Annotated in this window: 21 protein-coding genes; 19 read left to right on the top strand and 2 right to left on the bottom strand. The window is 68.3% G+C overall.

Going from position 1 to position 22,218, the window contains the following annotated elements; all coding sequences use genetic code 11:
- The first annotated feature begins 14 nt into the window (after nt 1–14).
- Genes JW792_RS09975 through JW792_RS09955 form a run of 5 tightly spaced genes read left to right on the top strand, consistent with a single transcriptional unit; the run spans nt 15 to nt 4,033 of the window.
- The gene (locus JW792_RS09975) at nt 15–593 is read left to right on the top strand and encodes a DUF1285 domain-containing protein (RefSeq protein WP_135997167.1); all 579 of its coding nucleotides are present in this window, start codon (nt 15–17) and stop codon (nt 591–593) included.
- A complete protein-coding gene (locus tag JW792_RS09970; protein ID WP_135997165.1) occupies nt 590–1,222 on the top strand; it encodes a CoA pyrophosphatase in 633 nt (210 codons plus the stop codon). The genes JW792_RS09975 and JW792_RS09970 overlap by 4 nt, the downstream gene beginning before the upstream one ends.
- A 15-nt stretch (nt 1,223–1,237) precedes the next feature.
- Nucleotides 1,238–1,585, top strand: coding sequence for a hypothetical protein (locus JW792_RS09965; protein WP_135997163.1), 348 nt, complete (start codon nt 1,238–1,240; stop codon nt 1,583–1,585).
- Between the two features lie 16 nt (nt 1,586–1,601).
- Nucleotides 1,602–2,852, top strand: coding sequence for a CCA tRNA nucleotidyltransferase (locus JW792_RS09960; protein WP_135997161.1), 1,251 nt, complete (start codon nt 1,602–1,604; stop codon nt 2,850–2,852).
- On the top strand, nt 2,849–4,033 hold the full coding sequence (locus tag JW792_RS09955) for a hypothetical protein (protein ID WP_135997159.1): 1,185 nt from the start codon (nt 2,849–2,851) through the stop codon (nt 4,031–4,033). Before JW792_RS09960 ends, JW792_RS09955 begins: the two co-directional genes overlap by 4 nt.
- Here JW792_RS09955 and hemF read toward each other — a convergent pair.
- On the bottom strand, nt 4,030–4,935 hold the full coding sequence (hemF, locus tag JW792_RS09950; protein ID WP_135997157.1) for an oxygen-dependent coproporphyrinogen oxidase: 906 nt from the start codon (nt 4,933–4,935) through the stop codon (nt 4,030–4,032). The two genes, JW792_RS09955 and hemF, sit on opposite strands and share 4 nt — an antisense overlap.
- A 115-nt stretch (nt 4,936–5,050) precedes the next feature.
- Here hemF and JW792_RS09945 point away from each other — a divergent pair, with 115 nt between their 5' ends.
- The 11 genes from JW792_RS09945 (at nt 5,051) to JW792_RS09895 (ending at nt 14,336) form a co-directional block, all read left to right on the top strand.
- Nucleotides 5,051–6,475 (top strand): tetratricopeptide repeat-containing sulfotransferase family protein, encoded by a 1,425-nt coding sequence (locus JW792_RS09945; RefSeq protein WP_135997155.1) that lies wholly within the window; start codon nt 5,051–5,053, stop codon nt 6,473–6,475.
- Between the two features lie 46 nt (nt 6,476–6,521).
- Nucleotides 6,522–6,992, top strand: a complete 471-nt coding sequence (locus tag JW792_RS09940) for a PaaI family thioesterase (RefSeq protein WP_135997153.1) — start codon at nt 6,522–6,524, stop codon at nt 6,990–6,992.
- 238 nt (nt 6,993–7,230) lie between these two features.
- A complete protein-coding gene (petA, locus tag JW792_RS09935) occupies nt 7,231–7,851 on the top strand; it encodes a ubiquinol-cytochrome c reductase iron-sulfur subunit (protein WP_241094943.1) in 621 nt (206 codons plus the stop codon).
- An 11-nt stretch (nt 7,852–7,862) separates the two neighbouring features.
- Complete coding sequence (locus tag JW792_RS09930) at nt 7,863–9,173, top strand: cytochrome b (protein ID WP_135997149.1); 1,311 nt, start codon at nt 7,863–7,865, stop codon at nt 9,171–9,173.
- A gap of 11 nt (nt 9,174–9,184) precedes the next feature.
- Nucleotides 9,185–9,988, top strand: coding sequence for a cytochrome c1 (locus tag JW792_RS09925; RefSeq protein ID WP_135997147.1), 804 nt, complete (start codon nt 9,185–9,187; stop codon nt 9,986–9,988).
- Nucleotides 9,989–10,065: 77 nt separating this feature from the next.
- The gene (locus JW792_RS09920; RefSeq protein ID WP_158291641.1) at nt 10,066–10,674 is read left to right on the top strand and encodes a GrpB family protein; all 609 of its coding nucleotides are present in this window, start codon (nt 10,066–10,068) and stop codon (nt 10,672–10,674) included.
- Nucleotides 10,671–11,564 carry an S-methyl-5'-thioadenosine phosphorylase gene (locus tag JW792_RS09915; RefSeq protein ID WP_135997144.1) on the top strand — a complete coding sequence of 298 codons (894 nt, stop codon included), beginning with the start codon at nt 10,671–10,673 and terminating at the stop codon, nt 11,562–11,564. The genes JW792_RS09920 and JW792_RS09915 overlap by 4 nt, the downstream gene beginning before the upstream one ends.
- Nucleotides 11,565–11,936: 372 nt before the next feature.
- Nucleotides 11,937–12,281 (top strand): UrcA family protein, encoded by a 345-nt coding sequence (locus JW792_RS09910; protein ID WP_135997142.1) that lies wholly within the window; start codon nt 11,937–11,939, stop codon nt 12,279–12,281.
- A gap of 217 nt (nt 12,282–12,498) precedes the next feature.
- Nucleotides 12,499–12,786, top strand: a complete 288-nt coding sequence (locus JW792_RS09905; protein WP_135997140.1) for a hypothetical protein — start codon at nt 12,499–12,501, stop codon at nt 12,784–12,786.
- Nucleotides 12,787–12,869: 83 nt separating this feature from the next.
- A complete protein-coding gene (locus JW792_RS09900; RefSeq protein WP_135997138.1) occupies nt 12,870–13,400 on the top strand; it encodes an adenine phosphoribosyltransferase in 531 nt (176 codons plus the stop codon).
- A 60-nt stretch (nt 13,401–13,460) separates the two neighbouring features.
- Nucleotides 13,461–14,336, top strand: a complete 876-nt coding sequence (locus JW792_RS09895; protein ID WP_135997136.1) for a YihY/virulence factor BrkB family protein — start codon at nt 13,461–13,463, stop codon at nt 14,334–14,336.
- A 6-nt stretch (nt 14,337–14,342) separates the two neighbouring features.
- On the opposite strand, the gene JW792_RS09890 is transcribed toward JW792_RS09895, so the two are convergent.
- A complete protein-coding gene (locus JW792_RS09890) occupies nt 14,343–15,419 on the bottom strand; it encodes a glycosyltransferase family 4 protein (protein WP_192900993.1) in 1,077 nt (358 codons plus the stop codon).
- A 184-nt stretch (nt 15,420–15,603) separates the two neighbouring features.
- Here JW792_RS09890 and putA point away from each other — a divergent pair, with 184 nt between their 5' ends.
- From putA to JW792_RS09875, 3 genes are all read left to right on the top strand, one after another.
- Nucleotides 15,604–18,744, top strand: coding sequence for a bifunctional proline dehydrogenase/L-glutamate gamma-semialdehyde dehydrogenase PutA (gene putA / locus JW792_RS09885; RefSeq protein WP_135997132.1), 3,141 nt, complete (start codon nt 15,604–15,606; stop codon nt 18,742–18,744).
- 395 nt (nt 18,745–19,139) lie between these two features.
- Complete coding sequence (locus JW792_RS09880) at nt 19,140–21,014, top strand: ribonucleoside-diphosphate reductase subunit alpha (protein ID WP_135997130.1); 1,875 nt, start codon at nt 19,140–19,142, stop codon at nt 21,012–21,014.
- A 281-nt stretch (nt 21,015–21,295) separates the two neighbouring features.
- Entirely contained in the window at nt 21,296–22,198 is a 903-nt protein-coding gene (locus JW792_RS09875; RefSeq protein WP_135997128.1) for a DUF2219 family protein, read from the top strand.
- Nucleotides 22,199–22,218: the final 20 nt, after the last annotated feature.

Genomic DNA, 22,218 nt, shown 5'->3' with positions numbered 1-22,218 from the left:
CAGGAAAGGTGTCCATGGCCGGAAGCGAATCTGACTCCGATGTAATGCAGTCCCTCGTCGAGGCGGCCGAGGCCGGCGGGGGCGGACTGCCGCCGGTGGACAGGTGGAATCCCGAAGCCTGCGGCAAGATGGATCTCGTCATCCGGCGCGACGGCAGCTGGTGGCACGAGGGCACGCGCATCACGCGCGAGCGCCTGGTGCGCCTGTTCTCGCGCATCCTGAGGAAGGACGCGGACGGCAAGACCTATCTCGTCACCCCGGTGGAGAAGATCGAGATCGAGGTCGAGGCCGCGCCCTTCCTCGCGATCCGCATGGATGCCGAGGGCGAAGGCAAGGCGCAGAGAATCGCCTTCCTGACCAATATGGACGAGGCCGTGATCGCCGGTCCGGACCATCCGATCCGGGTGGAGACCGGGGCAGACGGCGAGCCGGAGCCCTATGTCCACGTGCGCGGCAATCTGGAAGCCCTGATCAACCGCGCGACCTTCTACGATCTCGCCGAACGCGCCGTGGAGGGCGAGGACGCGGAAGGACGCAAGGTCATGGGCGTCTGGAGCGAGGGCGTCTTCTTCCCGCTGGGACCGAAAGGGTGAAGGACGCGCTCCACCATTCGCCCGAGGAGATCGTCGAGCGGCTCTGCGCCGTGCTCGACCCGGTGGACGCGCGCCGGAGGAAGCCGCGCCGCTCCGATTTCGACCTCAACCGCGAGGATGCGCCCGCGCCGCGCAAGCTGAAGCCGGCCGCGGTGCTCGTCCCGCTCGTGCGTCGCGAGGAAAGGCTGTGCGTGATCTTCACCCGGCGCGCCGACCATCTGCAGGCCCACGCCGGACAGATCAGCTTTCCCGGCGGGCGCCAGAATGTCGGGCGCGAGAGTCTCGCCGAATGCGCGCTGCGCGAAACGGCCGAGGAGATCGGCGTGTCGCCGGACGAGGTCGAGCTTCTGGGCCGCTTCGACGCCTACGCGACCGTGACGGGCTATGCGGTGACGCCCTTCGTGGGCCTGGTCGATCCGGGCTTCGAACTCGTTCCGGACCCCGGCGAGGTCGCCGAGGTGTTCGAGACCCCGTTCGACTTCCTGATGAATCCGCGCAATCACCGGCTCGAGGAACGCGAGTTCCGCGGGCGTTTGCGCCGCTACTACGCCATGCCCTATCAGGGGCGCTATATCTGGGGGGCGACCGCGGGCATGCTGAAGGCATTGTCCGACCGGCTCACCGGTTAGAGGAGACATCATCGCGTGCTGCGCTTCGTCCTGCTCATCGCCGTCCTGTTCGCCGCGCCCTTCATCGCGCACGCGCTGTGGCGCCTCGTCGCCACGCGTCCGGCCGGGCAGGACGCGCAGGAACGGGCCGGTGACGCGCCCGCGCCGCTCGGCCTGCTCGCCCTGATCGGCGCCGGGCTGTCGCTGCTTGCCGTCGTCCTGCTGACCGTTTTCGCCGGCGGCGACAGTGCGCGCGAGGGCGCCTTCAACCCGCCCCGCCTGGAAGGCGGGCGCGTCGTGCCCGGCGAGATCGGCGAGGCCGAGCCGGACAGCGCCCGGCCCGAAGACGACGAGGCGCCCGGCGAACCGCCGGCCCGGCGCTGAACGAGGAGGCGATCCGATGAGCCCGGCGCGGCTCGACCCCGAAGCCCATCCCTGGATGACCCGGCCCGCCACCCGCGCCGTGGTCGAGGCGCTCAATGCCGGCGGGCAGGATCTCGCGCGCTTCGTGGGCGGGTGCGTCAGGAATGCGCTGATGGGCGTTCCGGTCGACGATGTCGACATCGCCACCGTGCTGCATCCCGAGGAGGTGATGCGCCGGACCGCCGCGGCCGGCCTGAAACCCGTCCCGACCGGCATCGATCACGGGACGATCACCGTGGTCTCGAAGGGGATACCCTACGAGGTCACGACGCTGCGAAAGGACGTCGCCACCGACGGGCGGCGTGCCGTGGTGGCCTTCGCCAGCGACTGGAAGGAGGACGCGGCGCGGCGCGATTTCCGCCTCAACGCGATCTATGCCCGCCCCGACGGCTCGCTCTACGACCCGTTCGGCGGAGCGGCCGATGCCGGGGCCGGCCGCATCATCTTCATCGGCGAGCCCGAGGAGCGTATCGCCGAGGACTATCTGAGGATCCTGCGCTTCTACCGCTTCAACGCGTGGTACGGGCTCGGCGAGCCGGACCTGCGCGGCCAGGCGGCCTGCGTCGCGATGCGCGAGGGGATGGCGAAACTGTCCGCGGAGCGGATCTGGAAGGAGCTGAAGAAGCTGCTCGCCGCCCCCGCCCCGGTGACGGCGCTCGAGGCGATGCAGGAGGGCCACATCCTTGAGGAAGTCTTACCGGCTGCGCTCGACTTCAACCTCTTGTTCAGGCTAATTAACAGGGACCAGAGGATGGAGCGCGCGCCCGACCCGCTGCTGCGGGTCGCCGCGCTGGCGGGAGGCGGTGAGGACAGCGTGGCAGCCCTGGCCCGCGCCATGAAGGTCTCGAAAGCCGAGCGCGCCCGGCTCGCGGCCGCGGCGCAGCGCCCGCTCGTGACCCCCGGGCTGGCGCGCCCGGAACTGGAGCGAAGACTCTACGAGCGCGGATCGCAGGCGGTGATCGACCAGCTGCGCCTCGCCGAGGCGCGCGGGGCCGGAGATCCGGCCCGGGCCGAGGCGGGCATCGCCGCCGCCCGCGCGTTCGAACGCCCGGTCTTCCCCGTCTCCGGCCGCCATCTCGTGAAGGCGGGATTCGCGCCTGGCCCGGAACTCGGCGAGCTGCTCGCCGCTTTGGAGGAGGCCTGGATCGAATCCGGCTTCGCGCTCGATCGCGGTGCGCTGATCGAGATGGCACGGGCCCGGGCCGCCGGGCAGGGGGACGAGGGATGAGCGAGGGACCCAAGATCGATCCGCTGGCTACCTTCGAGCGCGCCGTCGCCTCGATGGTCGCCTTCGGCTATGTCGACAAGGGCTGGATCGCGAGCGCGTTCGGCGCCTTCCTCGACCGGCAGGAACAGAAGAAGGAGAAGGCGCAGAAGAAGACCGGTTTCTGGAAGCGGCTCGGCCGCTTCTTCGCCTCCTTCGTGCCCGGCCTGGTCCCGCCCGACAAGCCGCCCTCGGAGCGCATCCTGCTGGGGCGCGACCCGGCCTCGTTCAAGCTCCTGAAATCGGTGCTCGCCCATGTGCCCGAAAGCGGCAGGAAGCGCGCGAGCCACGGCCCGCGCCAGGCCAGCGCGCGCCCGCTCGACGAGCTCGTCGCCAATGCCGACAAGGACGATCTCAAGCTCGTCGCGAAATTCCTCCACACCTCCGGCCTCGAGGATTCCGGCTTTCCCTACCGGCTCATCGGCGCGCGCGGCGACGAGCCGGCCGCCGGCAAGCGTTCGGCGCAGCCCGCAGGGGGCGCGGACCGCTCGGCCGCGCTCTCCACGCTGACCGGGGGGCTGCTCTACCGTTTCGCCTATGACAGCGAGGGTCCTCTAAACTGGGACGACACGGCGAAGATCTTCCGCGCCGAGGGCGTGTACCGGATCTATATCTGCCCGCCGGAAGCCTCCTATGTGGAGCAGCGCCTGCTGCTCATCCGCCTCGAGACCGGCGGCTCGATCATCCGCGTCGCCGAGGTGCGCCGGCGCAGCACCGGCTATGTGATGCGCGGCGGTTACGTCATCCCGGCCAGCGGGGTGAACACGGTGATCCTGTCGTCCGATTTCTCGAGCGAGACCATCGCCGAGATCGCCGGGGCGCTCCTCCCGGCCCCGGATCGCGAGCTGATCCTGCCCGCCCAGACCGCGGCGAGCGCGAGCGCCTCTTCCTTCCTGCAGGAGCACCAGCTCGGCTTCTACACCCTCGTCAATCGCGGCGGCGGGGAGGTGCGCGGCTCGGTGCTCGATGCCCCGGCGCCGGCCTCGGTCGTGGGCTACCGGCTCGATCCCTCGATGGGCTCGCCGGTCGCGGACTCCGCCCTCGGCCTGATGACCGCCGAGCAGATCGACGCGCTCGATCCGCGCGATCGCGTGCTGATCGCCTCGACCGGCCACAGCCCGAGCGTCTCCATCGAGCTGGGCTAGGGCCAGCGCGCCTCCGGCGGCATGGAGGAGAGGATGGAGTTGACGTTGCCGCCGGTTTCCAGTCCGAACTTCGTGCCCCGGTCGTAGAGCAGGTTGAACTCCGCATAGCGCCCGCGGCGCACGCATTGCTCGTGACGGTCCGCCTCGGTCCAGGCGGTCGCCATGCGCCGGCGCACGATCCTCGGATAGATGTCGAGGAAGGCCTCCCCGACATCGCGGGTGAAGGCGAAATCGGCCTCGAAGTCGCCCGTGTCGAGATGGTCGTAGAAGATGCCGCCGACGCCCCGCGGCTCGTTCCTGTGCCTGAGCCAGAAATACTCGTCAGCCCATGTCTTGAACCGCTCGAAATAGTCTGCGCCGTGAGCATCGCAGGCCGCCCTCGCGGCGGCGTGGAAATCCTTCGCGTCCTCGAAGTCCTGCCGGCGCTGGTAGTCCTGTGTCGGGTTGAGGTCCATGCCGCCGCCGAACCAGTTCACCGTCGTGGTGATGAAGCGCGTGTTCATGTGGACCGCCGGCACGTGCGGATTGCGCATGTGGGCGATCAGCGAGATGCCGGTGGCGAAGAAGCGCGGATCGGTCTGCGCCCCGCGGATGTTCTTCGCGAAATCGGGATTGAACTCGCCGTATACCGTGGAGACGTGGACGCCGACCTTCTCGAACAGGCGCCCGTGCATCATGCCCATCACGCCGCCGCCCTGGTCCTCGCTGCCGTCGCCGCGCCGCCAGGGGGTGAACTCGAACCTTGCCGGCTCGCCGGGATAGAGATCGTCCGGTGCCTCGGTTTCAAGCTGCTCGAACTCGGCGCAGATCCGGTCGCGCAGCGCCTCGAACCAGGCGCGCGTCCGGTCGCGGCGCACCGCGAGCGCGTGCGGGTCGGGCGGGGAGGCGGCGGTATCGGTCATGGCGAAGCAGGACTCCTCGGTCAGGCGGCCACGTGCAGGCTCCTTCTGGCGCTTGGCGGGCCGCTTGGCTAGGGTCCGCGCCGATTTCGATGCACGCGGGGAGCAGGCAAGGGACATGGCGGATCAACTGGCGGGGCTGAGGGCGGCGCGCGAGCGCGAAAATCTGCTTGCGATGTCGCGGGAGGCGCGCGCGCTTCTGGACGCCAAGGCGCCGCTCGGCGCCGTCTGGGGGGAGGTCGCCGCGCTCGCGCTCGAGGCCGGCGACGAGTACGGCGCGCGCGAGGCTGCCCTGCGGCTCGTCGAGGCCGTCCCCGCCCATGTCGACAGCTGGCTGTGGCTCGCGACGTGCGAGGCGAAGCTCGGCCGGTTCGACGCCGCGCTCGACATCGTGCGCCGCCAGCTCGCCGGCGCGCCGCACGATGCCCGCCTGCAGCGCCGCATGGGCCGGCTGCTGCTCGAGGCGGGCCGCCCCGTCGAGGCCGGGCGGCACTATCGCGAGGCCCTCGCGGTCGACCAGAGCGACGCGCTCGCCTGGGAGGGGCTTGCCCAGTCGAAGACGTTCACACCGGGCGATGACGACATCGCGATGATGGAGGAATGGCGGCTCGGCTATGGCGAGGCGACGCCCGCCGAGCAGCGCGCCATCCTCTCCTACGCGCTTGCCAAGGCCTATGAGGACAACGGCGAGTTCGACGTCGCCGCCCGCCGGATCTGGGAGGCGGCGGCCTTCTATCGCGGCGCGGTGGTGTTCGACGTCGACCGCCACGAGGCGGGGGTAGCGAACATCCTCAGGTCCTACGATGCGCGCTTCAAGGACCTGCAGGAGGAGGCGGGCCTGGTCGATTCGCGTCCCGTCTTCCTCATCGCCCCGCCGGCGGCCGGGGCGAGCTGGCTCGCCTCGATCCTTTCGCGCGAGGCCGACGTGGCCACGCTGCATCGCGACAATGCGCTCTTCTGGATGGCCTCGGCCCCGCTCGGCGACCAGGCGCCGGAGGATCTGCTGCGTGCGCTGAAGGCGGACGGCTCGGGCATCCTTGCCGAGGTGGGGCGGACCTATCTGTCCTACGTGGAGGAGCGAGCGGGCCGCGTGCGCCGGGTGATCGACGCGTCCTCCACCAACGAACTCGCCACCGGGGCGATGGCCCTGTCGCTGCCGGCGGCGAAATTCATCCAGATCCGGCGCGATCCGAAGGATCTCGCCTGGGCGATCCTCAAGCGCCGTTTTCGCCGGGCGCGTCACTGGACCTATCATGCCGACGACATTGCCCGCGTGCTCGCGAGCCACGACCGGCTCGTCGCGCACTGGGCCGAGCTGTTTCCAGACCGCTTCCTGGTCACTTCCTACGAGGCGCTCGCCTCGGACCCGGAGGACGAAGTGCGCCGGCTGGCCTTCTTCGCCGGGGTCCACCCCGACCGCGCCGCCGAAGCTGCGCGCGCGGAGGCCTCGCTGTTCGAGCGCGATCCGGTCGGCGTTCACGCCCGCGCCGGCGACCGCTTCGCCCCCGTCGAGGCCGCGCTGAAGCGCGCGGGGCTGGTCTAGCCGGGCGGGACTGACCATCATCGTGCTCACACGACAGGAGCCCGCCATGACCGACATCGCCTCCGGGCGCCGCGAACCGGAAGTCACTGCCGAGCAGTTTCGCCGGATCATGGAGATCCAGCCGTTCACGCGCTGGACCGGGGTGGAGCTGGTGCGCGTGGAACGGGGGCTGGTCGAGACCCGCCTGAAGCTGCGCAAGCAGGACATGACCCAGCACCACGGCTTCCTGCATGGCGGACTCGTGGCCTTCCTCGCCGACAATGCGGCGGCCTATGCCGCGGCCACCGAGGTCGGCGACGTGCTGACCTCGCAGTTCTCGCTGAACTTCCTTTCGCCCGGCGTCGGAGACGCGTTCTTCACGCGCGCCGAGGTCGTCAAGGCGGGCCGGCGCCAGGTCACCGTGCGCGTCGACGTGTTCGCCGAGAGCGAGGGGCAGCGCAAGCTCATCGCCATCGCCACCGCCACGATCCTGCCCGCGGGGAGCGCCGCGATCGGGCGCCTGCCCGAGGCGCGCTGAGGGCGCGCCTGCGCCCGCCTTGCGCAGATATTCCGGTTGAAAATCCGCCGGGCTCGCTTTAAGCCCCGCTTCCGATGCTTGGCGTCGTGCGGGCCGGCTGCGTCGACAGGACGCAAAGCCGGCATGGACACGCCACGCTATGTCTTCACCAGGGCGCTTCGCGGCCTTGCCTGCCGCCGGTGAGAATCAGGGGCAGGGGGCGAAGCCGGAATGGACAAGAGAAGCGAGAGGCAAGCGCGTGAGTGACGTGACCCCTTCGCCCGACGCCAACGGCCATAGCGAGCCGAGCCGCCGGGATTTCATCTACATCGCTGCGGGCGGCGCCGTCGCCGTGGGCGGCGCGTTCGTGCTGTGGCCGTTCATCGACCAGATGAATCCGGCCGCCGACACGCTCGCGCTCGCCTCGATCCGCGCTCCGTTCAACGACATCGCCGAGGGCGAGCAGGTCACCGTGATGTGGCGCGGCGGGCCGGTCTTCATCCGCCGGCGCACCCAGGCCGATATCGAATCGGCGCGTGCGGTCGAACTCGCCGCGCTTCCCGACAAGGATGCGCGCAACGAGAACGAGCCCGGCGCCGAGGCGACCGACCCGAACCGCTCGGCGCTCTCCGCGCCGGTGAACGAGGGGGTCGAGGTGCCCGAGGACGTGCGCGCCTCGCTCATCGTCATGAAGGGCAACTGCACCCATCTCGGCTGCGTGCCGGTCGGGGACGGGGCGGGCGATTACAATGGCTGGTTCTGCCCCTGCCACGGCTCGCACTACGATGCGGCCGGGCGGATTCGTCGCGGCCCCGCGCCGGAGAACCTGCACATCCCGCCCTATAGTTTCGTCTCTTCGACGACGATCCAGATCGGCTGACGGGAAGCATCATGAGCGGACATTCGACCTACGAACCGAAGACCGGGTTTGAGCGCTGGCTCGACGAGCGCCTGCCCATCGTGCGGCTGGGCTACGACTCCTTCGTCGGCTTCCCGACGCCGCGCAACCTGAACTACTGGTGGACCTTCGGCGGCATCCTCACGGTCTGCCTGATGGTGCAGATCGTCTCGGGCATCGTGCTGGCCATGCACTACGTGCCGCACGTGGACTACGCCTTCGCCTCGGTCGAGCGTATCGACCGCGACGTGAACTACGGCTGGCTCCTGCGCTCGATCCACGCCAACGGCGCCTCGATGTTCTTCCTGGCCGTCTACATCCACATGTTCCGCGGCCTGTATTACGGCTCCTACAAGAGCCCGCGCGAGGTGCTTTGGATCCTCGGCGTGGTCATCTACCTGCTGATGATGGCCGCGGCCTTCATGGGCTATGTGCTGCCCTGGGGCCAGATGTCCTACTGGGGCGCGATGGTGATCACCAACCTGTTCGGCGCCCTGCCGCTTATCGGCGGCCCGCTGACCGAATGGCTGTGGGGCGGGTTTACCGTCGGCAACGAGACGCTGAACCGTTTCTTCTCGCTGCACTACCTGATCCCGTTCCTGATCGCGGGCGTGGTCGGCCTGCATATCTGGGCGCTGCACGTTCCGGGCAACAACAACCCGACCGGCATCAGCGTGAAGTCGAGCAAGGACACGCTGCCCTTCCACCCGTACTACACGGTGAAGGACGGCTTCGCGATCATGCTCTTCCTGGTGATCTTCGCCTTCTTCGTCTTCTACGCGCCCGACGTCCTGGGTCACGCGGACAACTATATCGAGGCCGATCCCCTGGTGACGCCCGCACACATCGTGCCGGAATGGTATCTCCTGCCGTTCTACGCGATCCTGCGCGCGGTTCCGTCCAAGCTGGGCGGCGTGATCCTCATGTTCGCCGCGATCGGGGTGCTGTTCGTGCTGCCCTGGCTGGACACCTCCAAGGTGCGCTCCATGCGCTACCGTCCGCTGGCGCGCTGGTTCTTCATCTTCTTCGTCATCGCCGGGCTGGGCCTTGGCTGGTGCGGGGCGAAGAACCCGGACGACATCTTCCTGCCGCTCGGCAGCCATGACGGTCATGCGACGGGCATCACCTTCCTGTGGCTCGCCCGCGTGCTGACGCTCTATTATTTCGCCTACTTCCTGGTGATCCTGCCGCTGCTCGGCTTCGTGGAGAAGCCCAAGCCCCGGCCCGCCTCGATCGCGGACTCCGTTCACGGTGCGAAGGCCGGCCCCCAGGATTCCGGCGTGAAGCCGGCCCCGGCCGAGTAAGGAGACAGACGATGAAACTGCTTAACCGTCTTCTCGTTGCCGCCGCCGGCGCCCTGGCGCTCGCCGCGCCCGGCCTCGCTGCGGAAAAGGCCAAGGAACCCGAAGCCCACACCTGGTCGTGGGAGGGCCCGTTCGGCCAGTACGACCAGGCCGAGCTGCAGCGCGGCTTCCAGGTCTACCAGCAGGTCTGCGCGTCCTGCCACGCCCTGGAATACATGTCCTTCCGCAATCTCGGCGAGGAAGGCGGGCCGTTCTTCGATCCCGAATATCCCAATCCGAACGACAATCCGGTCGTGCGCGCCATCGCCGCCGACTACATGATCGTCGACGGACCGGACGAGTTCGGCGAGATGTTCGAGCGCGAAGGCCGCCCGGCCGATCGCTTCCCCAGTCCGTTCCCCAACGAGAACGCCGCCGCGGCGGCCAATGGCGGCGCGGTTCCCCCGAACCTGTCGCTGATCGTCAAGGCGCGCACCGGCGGGGCAGAATACATCCGCTCGCTGATGCTGGGCTACGACTATCCGGTTCCCGAGGACGTCACCGTGCGTCCGGGCCAATACTACAATCCCTACTTCCCCGGCGGGGTGCTGGCGATGCCGCCCCAGCTGATGGAAGGCCTTGTCGAGTATGCCGACGGCACCGAGGCGACGCCCGAGCAGATGGCCCACGACGTGACGGCCTTCCTGGCCTGGGCAGCCGAGCCGCACATGGAGGCGCGCAAGAGCCTGGGCTTCATGGTGATGATCTATCTGCTGATCGTCTGCGTGCTGGTCTGGCTCGCCTACCGCCAGGTCTGGTCGCGGGTCCATCACTGACCGGCTGCGCATAAGCCAGGAAACCCGAACGGGCCGTCTGTCCTTCAGACGGCCCGTTTTGTATGCATGAGACCATGATGACCGGCGAGCGAATCGGAGTGGTGGACCCGCGGCCCGAATGGGCCGACGAAGGGGCGGACTGGGCGGTCCGCGTCGCCGAGGCGTTCGGCGCCGAGGCGCTGCGCGTCGATCATATCGGATCGACGGCCGTGCCGGACCTGCCGGCAAAGGACGTGATCGACATCCAGGCCACCGTGTTCCGCCTGCAGCCCGCCAAGGAAATCGCGGGCCTTCTCACCGCCGCGGGCTTCCGCCAGGTCGGGGGCATGCACGAGGAGGCCGAGGTCGAGGACTACGAACCGATCGAGGAAGTCCCGGTCTGGCGCAAGCTCCTATTCAAGGCGCCCGAGGACGAGCGCGCCGTGACCGTGCACGTGCGCCGCAACGGCGCGGTCAATGCGCGGCTCGCGCTCCTGCTGCGCGACTATCTCAGGGACGACGAGCGCGCCCGGGCCGACTACGGCCGCTTCAAGCTGGCGATGAACGAGATCATCGACGATCCCGGCGAATACGATGCGCTCAAGGCGCCCTTCCTGGCAATGACGATGCGCGCCGCGGAGGGCTGGGCGGAACTCACCCGCTGGGTCCCGGGCGCGCCGGATGCTTACTGGAGGGGAGCCGAATGAGCGGCTGGACACTCGGGATCATCGGCGGATCGGGGCTCTACCGGCTTGAGGGGCTCGAGGACGTCCGCACCGAACGGGTCTTCACGCCCTGGGGCGAGCCGAGCGCGCCGCTGGTGAAGGCGCGCCTGAACGGCGTCGATCTGGTCTTCCTGTCCCGTCACGATGCCGGCCACCGCATCCCTCCGGGCGACATCAACTACCGGGCCAATATCGACGCGATGAAGCGTGCCGGGGTCACCGACCTCCTCTCGCTCTCGGCCTGCGGCTCGTTGCGCGAGGAGCTGGCGCCGGGCGCGTTCGTCGTCGTCGACCAGTATGTCGACCGCACCTTCGCGCGAGAGAAGAGCTTCTTCGGGCCGGGGTGCGTTGCCCATGTCTCCATGGCGCGCCCGGTCTGCTCGCGCCTGTCTGCAATGGCGGTGGCCGCCGCGAAGGCGGCCGGGGTGGAGACGGTGGCGCCGCGCGGCACCTATCTCGCCATGGAAGGCCCGCAATTCTCCACGAAGGCGGAAAGCCATCTCTACCGGTCCTGGGGGATGGACGTGATCGGCATGACCAACATGCCCGAGGCCAAGCTCGCCCGCGAGGCCGAGCTGCCCTACGCCTCGGTCGCCATGGTCACCGATTACGATTGCTGGAAGGACGATCTCGCCGAGGTCGACATCACCGACGTGCTCGCCGTGCTGAAGGGGAATGTCGCGCGCGCGCAGGATCTCGTGCGCGCGATCACCCGGGCGATGGCCGCCCATCCGCGCACGCCCTCGCCGGACGGGATCGAGACCGTGCTCGACACCGCGATTCTCACCGCCCCCGATGCGCGCGATCCGGCGCTCGTCGCAAAGCTCGACGCGGTGGCCGGGCGAGTGCTGGGGCAGACAACTCAAAAATAAGAGACTTTCCGGCTTATCCACAGCCGTCGGCCGCGGTGTCGCATCCGCATGCCCTGCCTCGTCCGTCCGGGCCGAATCTGGCGGCGAGCAACATGGATCCCGGCTGCAGAAATTTTTCCGAAACTCGCGATACAGAGCATCGAGATTTCAAAAAACCACTATAGAACAACTGATTAAGAAATTCGTCACAAAGCTGTAACAAAGCCCTTTTGTTCCGCATCCGGATGTATTACAGTTTAGCGACAATCCGGTGACGAATGTGTCACAGAGCGGATTGGATGCACGCCGCCGCGTCGAGGAGCGCGGCGGGGCATCTGAACCCAACAAGAGACCGCCGCGAGCGAGCGGCGGCCATCCCTTAAGGAGGGAGACATGAAGACGATCGAACTGTTCAAGTCCGCTGCCCTGGCCGGCCTCGCCGGCATGGCCCTCTCCGGCGCGGCGATGGCGCAGGCGCCGGCCTTCACCTTCTCGGTCCAGGCCGTCAATCTCGAGGAACCGGCCCAGGTCGCCGCGGTCTACGCCCGGCTCAACGGCGAGGCCGCCGCCTACTGCGATCTCCTGATCGAGGACGGCGCGGAGAGCGCGATGGCCAAGTCGCTCTGCCTCGAGGACGTCGTTCACAACGTCGTCGAGCGCATCGATCATCCCGGCCTGTCCGAATACCATGCCCGCGCCCGGGGCAGTGCCGAGACGCGCACCGCGTCGCTGTACTAGGGCGCGCCCGGCATCCCTTCCGCGCGAAACGGCGCGGTCCGGCATCCAGCCCGGGCCGCGCCGTTTCCTTTGGCGGAAGATGTCAGCCGCGGGTTTGGCGATTCCGGCCCGGCCTGTTAGCCAAGGCCCATGCGTCGTCGAAACGTGAAGCAGGGTTCGGTTCGTCAGATCTCGTCGGCGCCGCCGCGCCGGGCCCCCAGCCGAAACGGGACATCCGATGAAACTGACCGAAGCCCAGGCCGAACGCATCAAGTCGCAGTTCGGCGCCGAACCGCTGCCCCATGACGAGCCCGCCCTCGACCCGATCAAGGATGCTTTCGGCGAGCACACCTTCTATCTCGATGCTAACGGGCTCGTGATCTTCGAGCCGGTCGAGGACCAGCCCGATGCGGCGCGCGCCGTCGTCGTCGCGGTGTGGACCGACGAGAAGAAGGAGCAGCTCGCCGGCATCCAGCCGCAGGTGACCCAGACGGTCGTCGACTTCAACGGCGCGAACGACACCTGACGCGTCTTGCGGCCTTGACGGCGCACAAGCCCCTTTAGGATGCTCCGCGGCGCAAACCTCAACAGCCGCGGAGCGCCTCTCCCATGGACCGAATCAAGGACGCCATCCGGACCATCCCCGACTATCCCAAGCCGGGCATCATGTTCCGGGACGTCACCACCCTGCTGGGCGACGCCGGGGCGTTCCGCGCGGCGGTCGACGCCATGGTCCAGCCCCACGCGGGCAAGAAGATCGACAAGGTGGCCGGGATCGAGGCGCGCGGCTTCATCCTCGGCGGCGCGGTCGCCCACCAGCTCTCCGTCGGCTTCGTGCCGGTGCGCAAGAAGGGCAAGCTGCCCTGGCAGACGATCGGACAGAGCTACGAGCTCGAATACGGCGTCGACGAGGTGGAGATCCATGTCGACGCGGTGGAGAAGGGCGAGCGCGTCCTCGTCGTCGACGACCTCATCGCCACCGGCGGCACCGCGGAAGCCGCGATTCTGCTCCTGCGCCAGGCCGGAGCCGAGGTCGTGGGCTGCTCCTTCGTCATCGATCTGCCCGAACTCGGCGGCGCCAGGCGCCTCGAAAAGCTCGGCGTGAAGGTCGCGAGCCTCGTCGCCTTCGAGGGCGAGTAAGGGAACTCCGCCACCCCGCCGGGCGCTAGTCTCGTATCGACGAGCCAGACGCGGGGCGATATGGGACTCTCCGGCCTCATCCCGGATGCCATCCGGACGAACACGTTCGCCAAGGCCCTCGTGCGCGCGGTCAGGCACGCGGCCGCGGACAATCTCTCCTTCATTGCCGGCGGCGTCGCCTTCTTCGGCTTCCTGTCGATCTTTCCCGCCATCGCCGCGGCGGTGATGGTCTGGGGGCGCTTCGCGGAACCCGAGGCGATCGGCACGCGGCTGCAGCCGCTGAGCCGGGCCATGCCGGACAGCGCGTTCGAGGTGATCCGCGACCAGCTCGTGGCGATCGCGTCGAGTTCGCCGGCAAACCTCACGTTCGGGGCGCTCGTCGCCTTGCTGCTCGCCTTCTGGAGTGCGGCCAAGGGTGCGCGCGCGCTGATCGCGGCGATGAACATCTCCTACGCCGAAAGCGAGAGCCGGGGCTTCATCGAATCCAACCTGCTCGCGCTCGCCTTCACGCTCGGCGGCATCGTCTACGGCCTGATCTCGCTCGCCCTGATGGGCGTATTGCCGGCGCTGCTCGCCGCCATCCAGCTCGGCGCCTGGGCGACCGTTGCGATCGAGGCCGGCCGGTGGCTGCTGGCCGTGCTGCTGTTCAGTTCCGGGTTGTGCCTTGTCTACCGCTTCGCGCCGGACCGGGCGCCGGCGCACTGGCGCTGGATCCTGCCCGGCGCGGTGCTGGCGACCGGGCTGTGGATCGCCGCGTCCTGGGCCTTTTCGCTCTACGTCTCCAACATCGCGGACTTCAACGCGACCTTCGGCGCGCTCGGCTCGGTGGCCGTGCTGATGTTCTGGATGTGGATCTCGGCCTTCATCGTCTGCTTCGGCGCGGTGGTGAACGCCGAGCTCGAACCGCGCGAGCGCGGCGAGGCGATGGTCACCTGAGCCCGGTCAGCCCGGCCGGCCGAGCCGGCGGATGCGGCGCCAGATACGGCGGCGTTCGGGCCGCGGCTGGGGCTTGAGATTGCGCACGAACTCCTCCGCGCAGGAGCGCCAGGAGAAGCCCTCGGCATAGGTTCGCGCCGCCACGCGGTCGCATTTCAGCGCCTCCAGGCAGGCCTTCTGCAGATCGTCGTCGACGACGCCGCCGCCCGAGCCGGGGATGATGTCCTTCGGGCCCGGCGCCGGGAAGGCGGCGACCGGGGTTCCCGTGGCCATCGATTCAAGGATCACGAGGCCGAACGTGTCGGTCCAGCTGGGAAACACCGAGACGTCGGCGTCGGCGAAATGACGCGCCAGCTCCTCGCCCGACTTGTTGCCGGTGAAGACGACGTTCTTGTAGCGCCGCTTCAGGTCTTCCAGTTGCGGACCGGGTCCGACCACCACCTTGGTGCCGGGCAGGTCGAGATCGAGGAAGGCCTCGATATTCTTCTCCACCGCGACGCGCCCGACATAGACGAAGACCGGCCCCTCCAGCCCCTCGTAGACGCTCTTGGCGTCCTTGTGCCTGAGGCTGGGGTGGAACTGCTCGGTGTCCACGCCGCGCGCCCACGGCGTGATGTTGTTGAAGCCGCGCTTGGCAAGCTCGTCGCGCATGGTCGGCGTGGCGACCATCAGCCGGTTTCCCGAATTGTGGAAGCGGCGCATGTACCAGTAGCCCGCGCTGAGCGGGATGAAGGGAAAGCGCGCGTGGACGTATTCGGGAAACTTGGTGTGGTAGCTGGTGGTGAAGGGCAGCTTCCAGTCCAGGCAGATCTTGCGCGCGGCCTGTCCGAGGCTGCCCTCGGTCGCGATGTGGATGGCCTCGGGCTCGAAGGCCTTGAAGCGGGCCTCGATATCCTTCTTGGCCCCCAGCGCCATCTTGATGTCGGGATAGGTGGGCAGCGGAATCGTGCGGTAGCCGAGGCCCGGATGGATCACCTCCACCTCGTGGCCCATGGCGCGGCACTCGTCGGTCACGCGCGAGAGCGTACGCACGACCCCGTTGACCTGGGGCTCCCAGGCGTCGGTCACGAGCATGATGCGCAGCGGCGCGCCGTCTTCCATCTGCCGCTCCTCCTTCAAGTCAGGGCGATGGGCCTCTTAGCGCGTTTTTGCCGGCAGGCGAAGCCTTCGCACAGCACACTTCCCTTGCCCTCGCGTTGAAGCCCTACCATTGTCCGGCGCGTTCACATCAAGGGGCACGGATGCCCTGGCCTGCAGGATAGACACGATGCGCGACGACGCTCCTCTTTCCATCGACTGGGACGGGCTCGACGCCCGCAAATACGCCGACGAGCGCGAGGAGGTCCAGAAACTGGACGGCCAGATCTCGCTAGATCGCGAGGCGCGAAAGCGCGCTGGCGCGACGGCGGTCGATCTCGTGGAACGTGCCAGGAAGGCGAAGAACCGTACCGGGCTGATGGAGTCCTTCCTGCAGGAATTCGGCCTGTCCAACAAGGAAGGCCTTGCCCTGATGTGCCTGGCCGAGGCGCTCCTGCGCGTGCCGGACGCGGAGACCGCCGACAAGCTGATCGCGGAGAAGATCGGCTCGGGCCAGTGGGCCGAGCATGCCTGGAAGAGCGAGAACTGGCTCGTCAACGCCTCCACGCTCGGCCTCATGCTGACCGGCTCGCTGATGGAGGTCGATCCCGACGCCAAGACCGACCCCGGCTCCTACTTCAAGCGTCTCGCCAACCGGCTGGGCGAGCCGGTGATCCGCACCGCGACCCGGCAGGCCATGCGCATCCTGGGCGAGCAGTTCGTGCTCGGGCGCACGATCTCCGCGGCGATCAAGCGCGGCCGGTCCTGGAAGATGCCCAAGGGGGCCAAGCCGCTCTTCTCCTTCGACATGCTGGGCGAGGGCGCACGCACGCAGAAGGACGCCGAGCGCTATCAGCAGCGCTACATGGACGCGATCGCGGTCGTGGCGAAGAACCGCCAGGACGGTCCGATCACCGAGGTCGACGGGGTCTCGGTCAAGCTCTCCGCCCTGCACCCGCAATACCATGCGGAGAAGGAGGAGGAGGTGATGGCCGTCCTCTACCCGCGCGTGCTCGAGCAGGCGCGGGCGGCCAGGGCAGCCGACATCGCGCTCTGCCTCGATGCGGAGGAGGCCGACCGGCTCGTCATCTCCCTGAAGATCCTGGAGCGCCTGTCGCGCGAGAGCGATCTCGACGGCTGGAACGGTCTCGGCCTCGCCGTGCAGGCCTACCAGAAGCGTGCGCGCGGCGTGCTGGAGCGCCTCGTCAGGCTCGGCGGGGAAACCGGGCGCCGCTTCAACGTGCGCCTCGTCAAGGGCGCCTACTGGGACACCGAGATCAAGCACGCCCAGCAGATGGGCACGCCCGATTTCCCGGTGTGGACGACGAAGTCGGCGACCGATCTCAACTACATCGCCTGCGCGGAGGTCATGCTGGACGCGCCGGAGGCGATCTACCCCCAGTTCGCGACGCATAACGCCCACACGCTCGCCACGGTCCGCGAGCTCGCGAAGAAGGCCGGCAACGACGCCTACGAATTCCAGCGCCTGCACGGCATGGGCGAGCCGCTCTACAATGCCGCCTACGAGGCCTTCGAGATGCGCCCGGTGCGCATCTACGCCCCCGTCGGCAGCCACAAGGACCTGCTGCCCTACCTGGTGCGCCGGCTCCTGGAGAACGGAGCCAACACGAGCTTCGTGCACTCCTTCCTTGATCCCGACGTGCCCGCGGTCGATGTCGCGCAAGGCCCCTTCGAGGGCGCGGCGACGATGGACCGCCATCCCTTCATCCCGGCTCCGCCCGATCTCTACGGGCCGGAGCGCAAGAACTCGCGCGGGCTTGACCTGGCGATCCGCGAGAACCGCAAGCGCCTCGCGAGCGAGCAGAACCGCTTCGACGCCGGCGCGCCCTATCCGTGCGGACCGATCGTCGCGGGCAAGGTCTCCAAGGGCGGGGACACCGTGACGAAGAGCCCGGCCGATCTCGACTTCGCGGTGGCGAAGCTCACCGAGGCCGGCGAAAAGGACATCGAGGCCGCCTTCAGGTCGGCAGCCGCCTATTTCGATGCCTGGAATGCCAGCGGCGGGGCGTCGCGCGCGGCGATCCTGCGCAAGATGGCCGACAGCCTCGAGACCGAGATGGAGCGCCTCATCGCCGTGATGACGCGCGAGACCGGCAAGACCCTGAACGACGGCGTCGCCGAGGTGCGCGAGGCGGTCGACTTCCTGCGCTACTACGCGAGCCAGGCCGAGGAGAAGTTCGCCTCGCCGGTGCGCCTTCCCGGACCGGCCGGGGAGACCAACCATATCGAGCTGAAGGGGCGTGGCATCTTCGTGTGCATCAGCCCGTGGAACTTCCCGCTCGCCATCTTCACCGGCCAGATCGCCGCCGCGCTCGCGGCGGGCAATACCGTGCTCGCCAAGCCGGCCGAGCAGAGCCCGCTCATCGCCTTCGAGGCGGTCCGGCTGTTCCAGAAGGCGGGACTTCCCGAGCAGGCGCTGCACCTCCTGCCCGGCGACGGCAAGGTCGGCGCGGCGCTCGTCAAGGACGCGCGGGTGAGGGGCGTGGCCTTCACCGGCTCGACGGAAGTGGCGCGCATCATCAACCGCACGCTCGCGGACAAGGACGGGCCGATCACGCCGCTGATCGCCGAGACCGGCGGGCTCAACGGCATGTTCGTCGACACCTCGGCCCTGCGCGAGCAGGTGATCGACGATGCGATCCTGTCGAGCTTCGGCTCGGCCGGTCAGCGCTGCTCGGCCCTGAGGGCGATCTTCCTGCCCGAGGACACCGCCGACCAGATCGTCGAGGGCCTGAAGGGCGCGATGGACACGCTCACGCTGGGCGATCCCGCCGACCCGAGCGTCGATATCGGTCCGGTCATCGATGCCGACGCACGAAAGACGCTGGAGGAGCACATCGAGCGCATGGGCAGGGAGGCGAAGGTGCTGCACCGCGCGCCCCTGTCCGAGGAGATGAAGGGCAAGGGCTATTACCTCGCGCCCGCGCTCGTCGAACTGCCCTCGCTCGACGTGCTCACCGACGAGAAGTTCGGCCCCATCCTGCACGTCGTGCGCTACAAGCGCTCGAAGCTGAAGGAGACCGCCGAACGCCTCGCGGCCAAGGGCTACGGGCTCACGCTCGGCGTCCACTCGCGCCTGCAGCGCTTCTTCGAGACGATTCGCGATGCCGTGCCGGCCGGCAATGTCTACGTGAACCGCAACATGACCGGCGCGGTCGTGGGCGTGCAGCCCTTCGGCGGGGAGGGGCTGTCGGGCACCGGCCCGAAGGCGGGGGGGCCGCACTACCTCGCCCGCTTCGCCTCGGAACGCGTGGTGACCATCAACATCGCCGCCCAGGGCGGGGACCCGGAACTGCTGAACCTGACCTAGGAGGCCGGCGCGCTCCCTCGCCTGCGAGGGAGCAGCCGGCGAAGCCGACCGAGGGGGCGCGGCGCGCGTCCGCCCCCCCCGCGCGCCCGCGCCTCTCCCCGCAAGCAGGGGAGAACAAGGGCTGCGAAACTTCCCACAATTATCCCCAGCCAATCGCACCGCCCGATCTCTTAATGAGTCCGGGCGCGGAGCGATTTCTGGTACCGTTTGTTAACTAAAAAGTCGCCCGGAGACGCATTCCGCCCGTTGACGCGTCCGGGATGTGAAAGCACTATATGTAGCGGTTTCGCCGAGAAGCCGCACAGCATATATAGGTTTATTGGTTGGCGCGCGGGACTCGCGACGAGCCCGCGACAGGATATCTGCGCGCCGACGCCCAGGGGAGCGTGACCATCATGACGCCGTTCGACAGCGCCAGCACCGCCGCCATCCAGACCGCCCGCGAGGCGCGCCGCGGCAAGCCCAAAGCCGTCGAGCTCAAGCTCGTGGAATCGATCCGGATCGATCGCTCGCGCGACGATCTGCTCACCGACTTCGGCAAGAAGACGCTGGTCGACCGCTATCTCTTACCCGGCGAATCCTATCAGGACATGTTCGCGCGCGTCTCGACCGCCTATGCCGACGACGCCGAGCACGCCCAGCGCCTCTACGACTACATGTCGCGCCTCTGGTTCATGCCGGCCACGCCCGTCCTGTCCAATGGCGGGGCCGAGCGCGGCCTGCCGATCTCCTGCTTCCTCAATTCGGTCGACGATTCGCTCGACGACATCGTCGCGACCTGGACGGAGAATGTCTGGCTCGCCTCCAACGGCGGCGGGATCGGCACCTATTGGGGCCATATCCGCTCGATCGGGGAGAAGGTCGGGCAGAACGGCCAGACGAGCGGGATCATCCCCTTCATCCGCGTGATGGATTCGCTCACGCTCGCGATCAGCCAGGGCTCGCTGCGGCGCGGCTCGGCGGCGGTCTATCTCGACGTCCACCACCCGGAGATCGAGGAGTTCCTCGAGATCCGCAAGCCGTCGGGCGACTTCAATCGCAAGAGCCTGAACCTGCACCACGGCATCAACATCACCGACGAATTCATGGAGGCGGTGCGCGATGACGACGACTTCGCGCTGAAGAGCCCCAAGACCGGGGACGTCATCAAGACGATCTCGGCGCGCAAGCTGTGGCAGAAGATTCTCGAGCTGCGCCTGCAGACCGGCGAGCCCTACATCATCTACTCCGACACGGTGAACCGGGAGCTGCCCGCCCACCAGAGGAAGCTCGGCCTGAAGGTGCGCCAGTCCAATCTGTGCTCGGAGATCATGCTGCCGACCGGGGTCGACCATCTGGGCAAGGACCGCACGGCAGTGTGCTGCCTGTCCTCGGTCAACGCGGAAAAATATCTCGAGTGGAAGGACGACCCGCGCTTCATCGAGGACCTGTTCCGCTTCCTGGACAACGTGCTGCAGGACTTCATCGACCGCGCCCCGGCGGAGATGGACCGCGCCGTCTATTCGGCGATGCGCGAGCGCTCGGTCGGCCTCGGGCTGATGGGCTTCCACTCCTTCCTGCAGAGCCTGTCGGTGCCCTTCGAGAGCGCCATGGCCGCGTCCTGGAACCGGAAGATCTTCAAGCATCTGCGCCAGGAGGCCGACCGGGCCTCGGTCCGCCTCGCCGAGGAGCGCGGGGCCTGCCTCGACGCGGCGGAGAGCGGCATCAAGGCACGCTTCTCCCACAAGCTCGCGATCGCGCCGACCGCCTCGATCTCGATCATCTGCGGCGGCACGAGCGCAGGCATCGAGCCGATCCCGGCCAATGTCTACACCCACAAGACCCTGTCGGGCTCCTTCACCGTGAAGAACCCGTTCCTGGAACGACTGCTCGAGGAGAAGGGGCACAACACGCCTTCGGTGTGGGCCTCGATCCTCGAGCACGAGGGCTCGGTCCAGCATCTCGACATCCTGAGCGATCACGAGAAGGACATCTTCAAGACCGCCTTCGAACTCGACCAGCGTTGGGTGATCGAGCACGCCGCCGACCGCACGCCCTATGTCTGCCAGTCCCAGTCGCTCAACATCTTCCTGCCGGGCGACGTCAACAAGTGGGACCTCCACATGCTGCACTGGACGGCGTGGGAGAAGGGCATCAAGTCGCTGTACTACTGCCGCTCGAAGTCGGTCCAGCGGGCCGCCTATGCCGGCGCGGCGGAGAAGACGGGCATGGACAAGGCCATGGCCGATGCCGCCCCGACCAATTACGACGAGTGCCTCGCCTGCCAGTAGGCGAATCGCCGGTACCAGCCGCGTTCGAACGCCCCGCGCCGCCGCGGGGCGTTTCGCGTCCATCACCGCCTTCTTCGCCAGTGCAGCATGGATCCGGGGCGGAAGCGGACTTCCCTTCGCGGGACAAGCGGTTCTGCAGCCTTGCCGGGTAACGCCGGGAACCGGGATTCACCCTTCGTTAACCGAAAATTTCGCGAATCTGTAGCGCATCTCTCCCGGGAACGTGTTAGATTGCAGCGCGTTGGAGCGACACTGTCCTCCGGCCAGAAAGGGCCCCACCCGTGCGTATTACGGCTCGTACATTGCTGGTTTCGGCGCTGGTCTTCGCAGGCCCTTGCGCGGCGGCATCGGCCCAGTCGTATGAGTCCGGGCCCAGCGACCGGACCCAGGCCCTCATCCTGGGCCCGCTGATGGACGAGATGGGACCGGCCCTGCCTCAGCCGCCCGCGGCCGCCTTCAATCTCGACATCGCTGCGCCGAGCTATGTCGAACACGCCGGCGTGCGTGCGAACGCCTCGCGCTTCGCCCGCGCCGGGCTGTCTGCCGAACTTCCCGCCGGCGCGGAGCTGCGCGCACTCGCCCCGCTCGCGGCCTTCCAGGGACGCCGTGCGGTGCTCGCCCAGTCCGGTGCAAGCCGGCTGTCGGTCGCGCTGGCCGGCCCCGGACAGGAGGGGTCGCTCTTCGCCGGCGTCACGCCCGATTATGTCGAGGCGGGCGGAATGCGCCTGGCCGGCTTCGAGGGCGAGCTGCCCCGCAGCATGGCGGTGCGCTACGAGACGAGCTTCGACAGTCCCGGTCCGGGTAGCGGGCTGGATATCGGTATCGCGCCGCGCGCCGGCCTGTCGATCGGCGATTTCGGCCCGGGCTACGAGGCGGGCGCGACCTTCCGCGTCGGCCAGTACGTGCAGGAGGAGCTGGAGGGCCGTCCGGCCTGGTGGTTCTTCGCCGGCGCCGACCGCGAGGCCGTGCTCTACAATCCCGGTCAGCGCTTGGATTTCCGCGAGGCCTTCGCGCTGGGCGATTATGCCATGATCGGCGACGCCCAGGCCGGCATCGCGATGCGCCTGTACGGCGCGGACATCTCGCTGGCCTATGTCCAGCGCGAGACGAACTACGCCATCCCCACCCATTCCTGGGAAACCAAGGAAGATTTCGCCGCGTTCTCTCTCAGCTGGCGCCGCTGACCGGCCGAACCGGCGCAGTC

The sequence above is a fragment of the Marinicauda algicola genome (genome assembly GCF_017161425.1).
Classification (GTDB): domain Bacteria; phylum Pseudomonadota; class Alphaproteobacteria; order Caulobacterales; family Maricaulaceae; genus Marinicauda; species Marinicauda algicola.
Note: the sequence above shows the minus strand (reverse complement) of the source record. Positions and strands in the feature narration are given on the sequence as shown.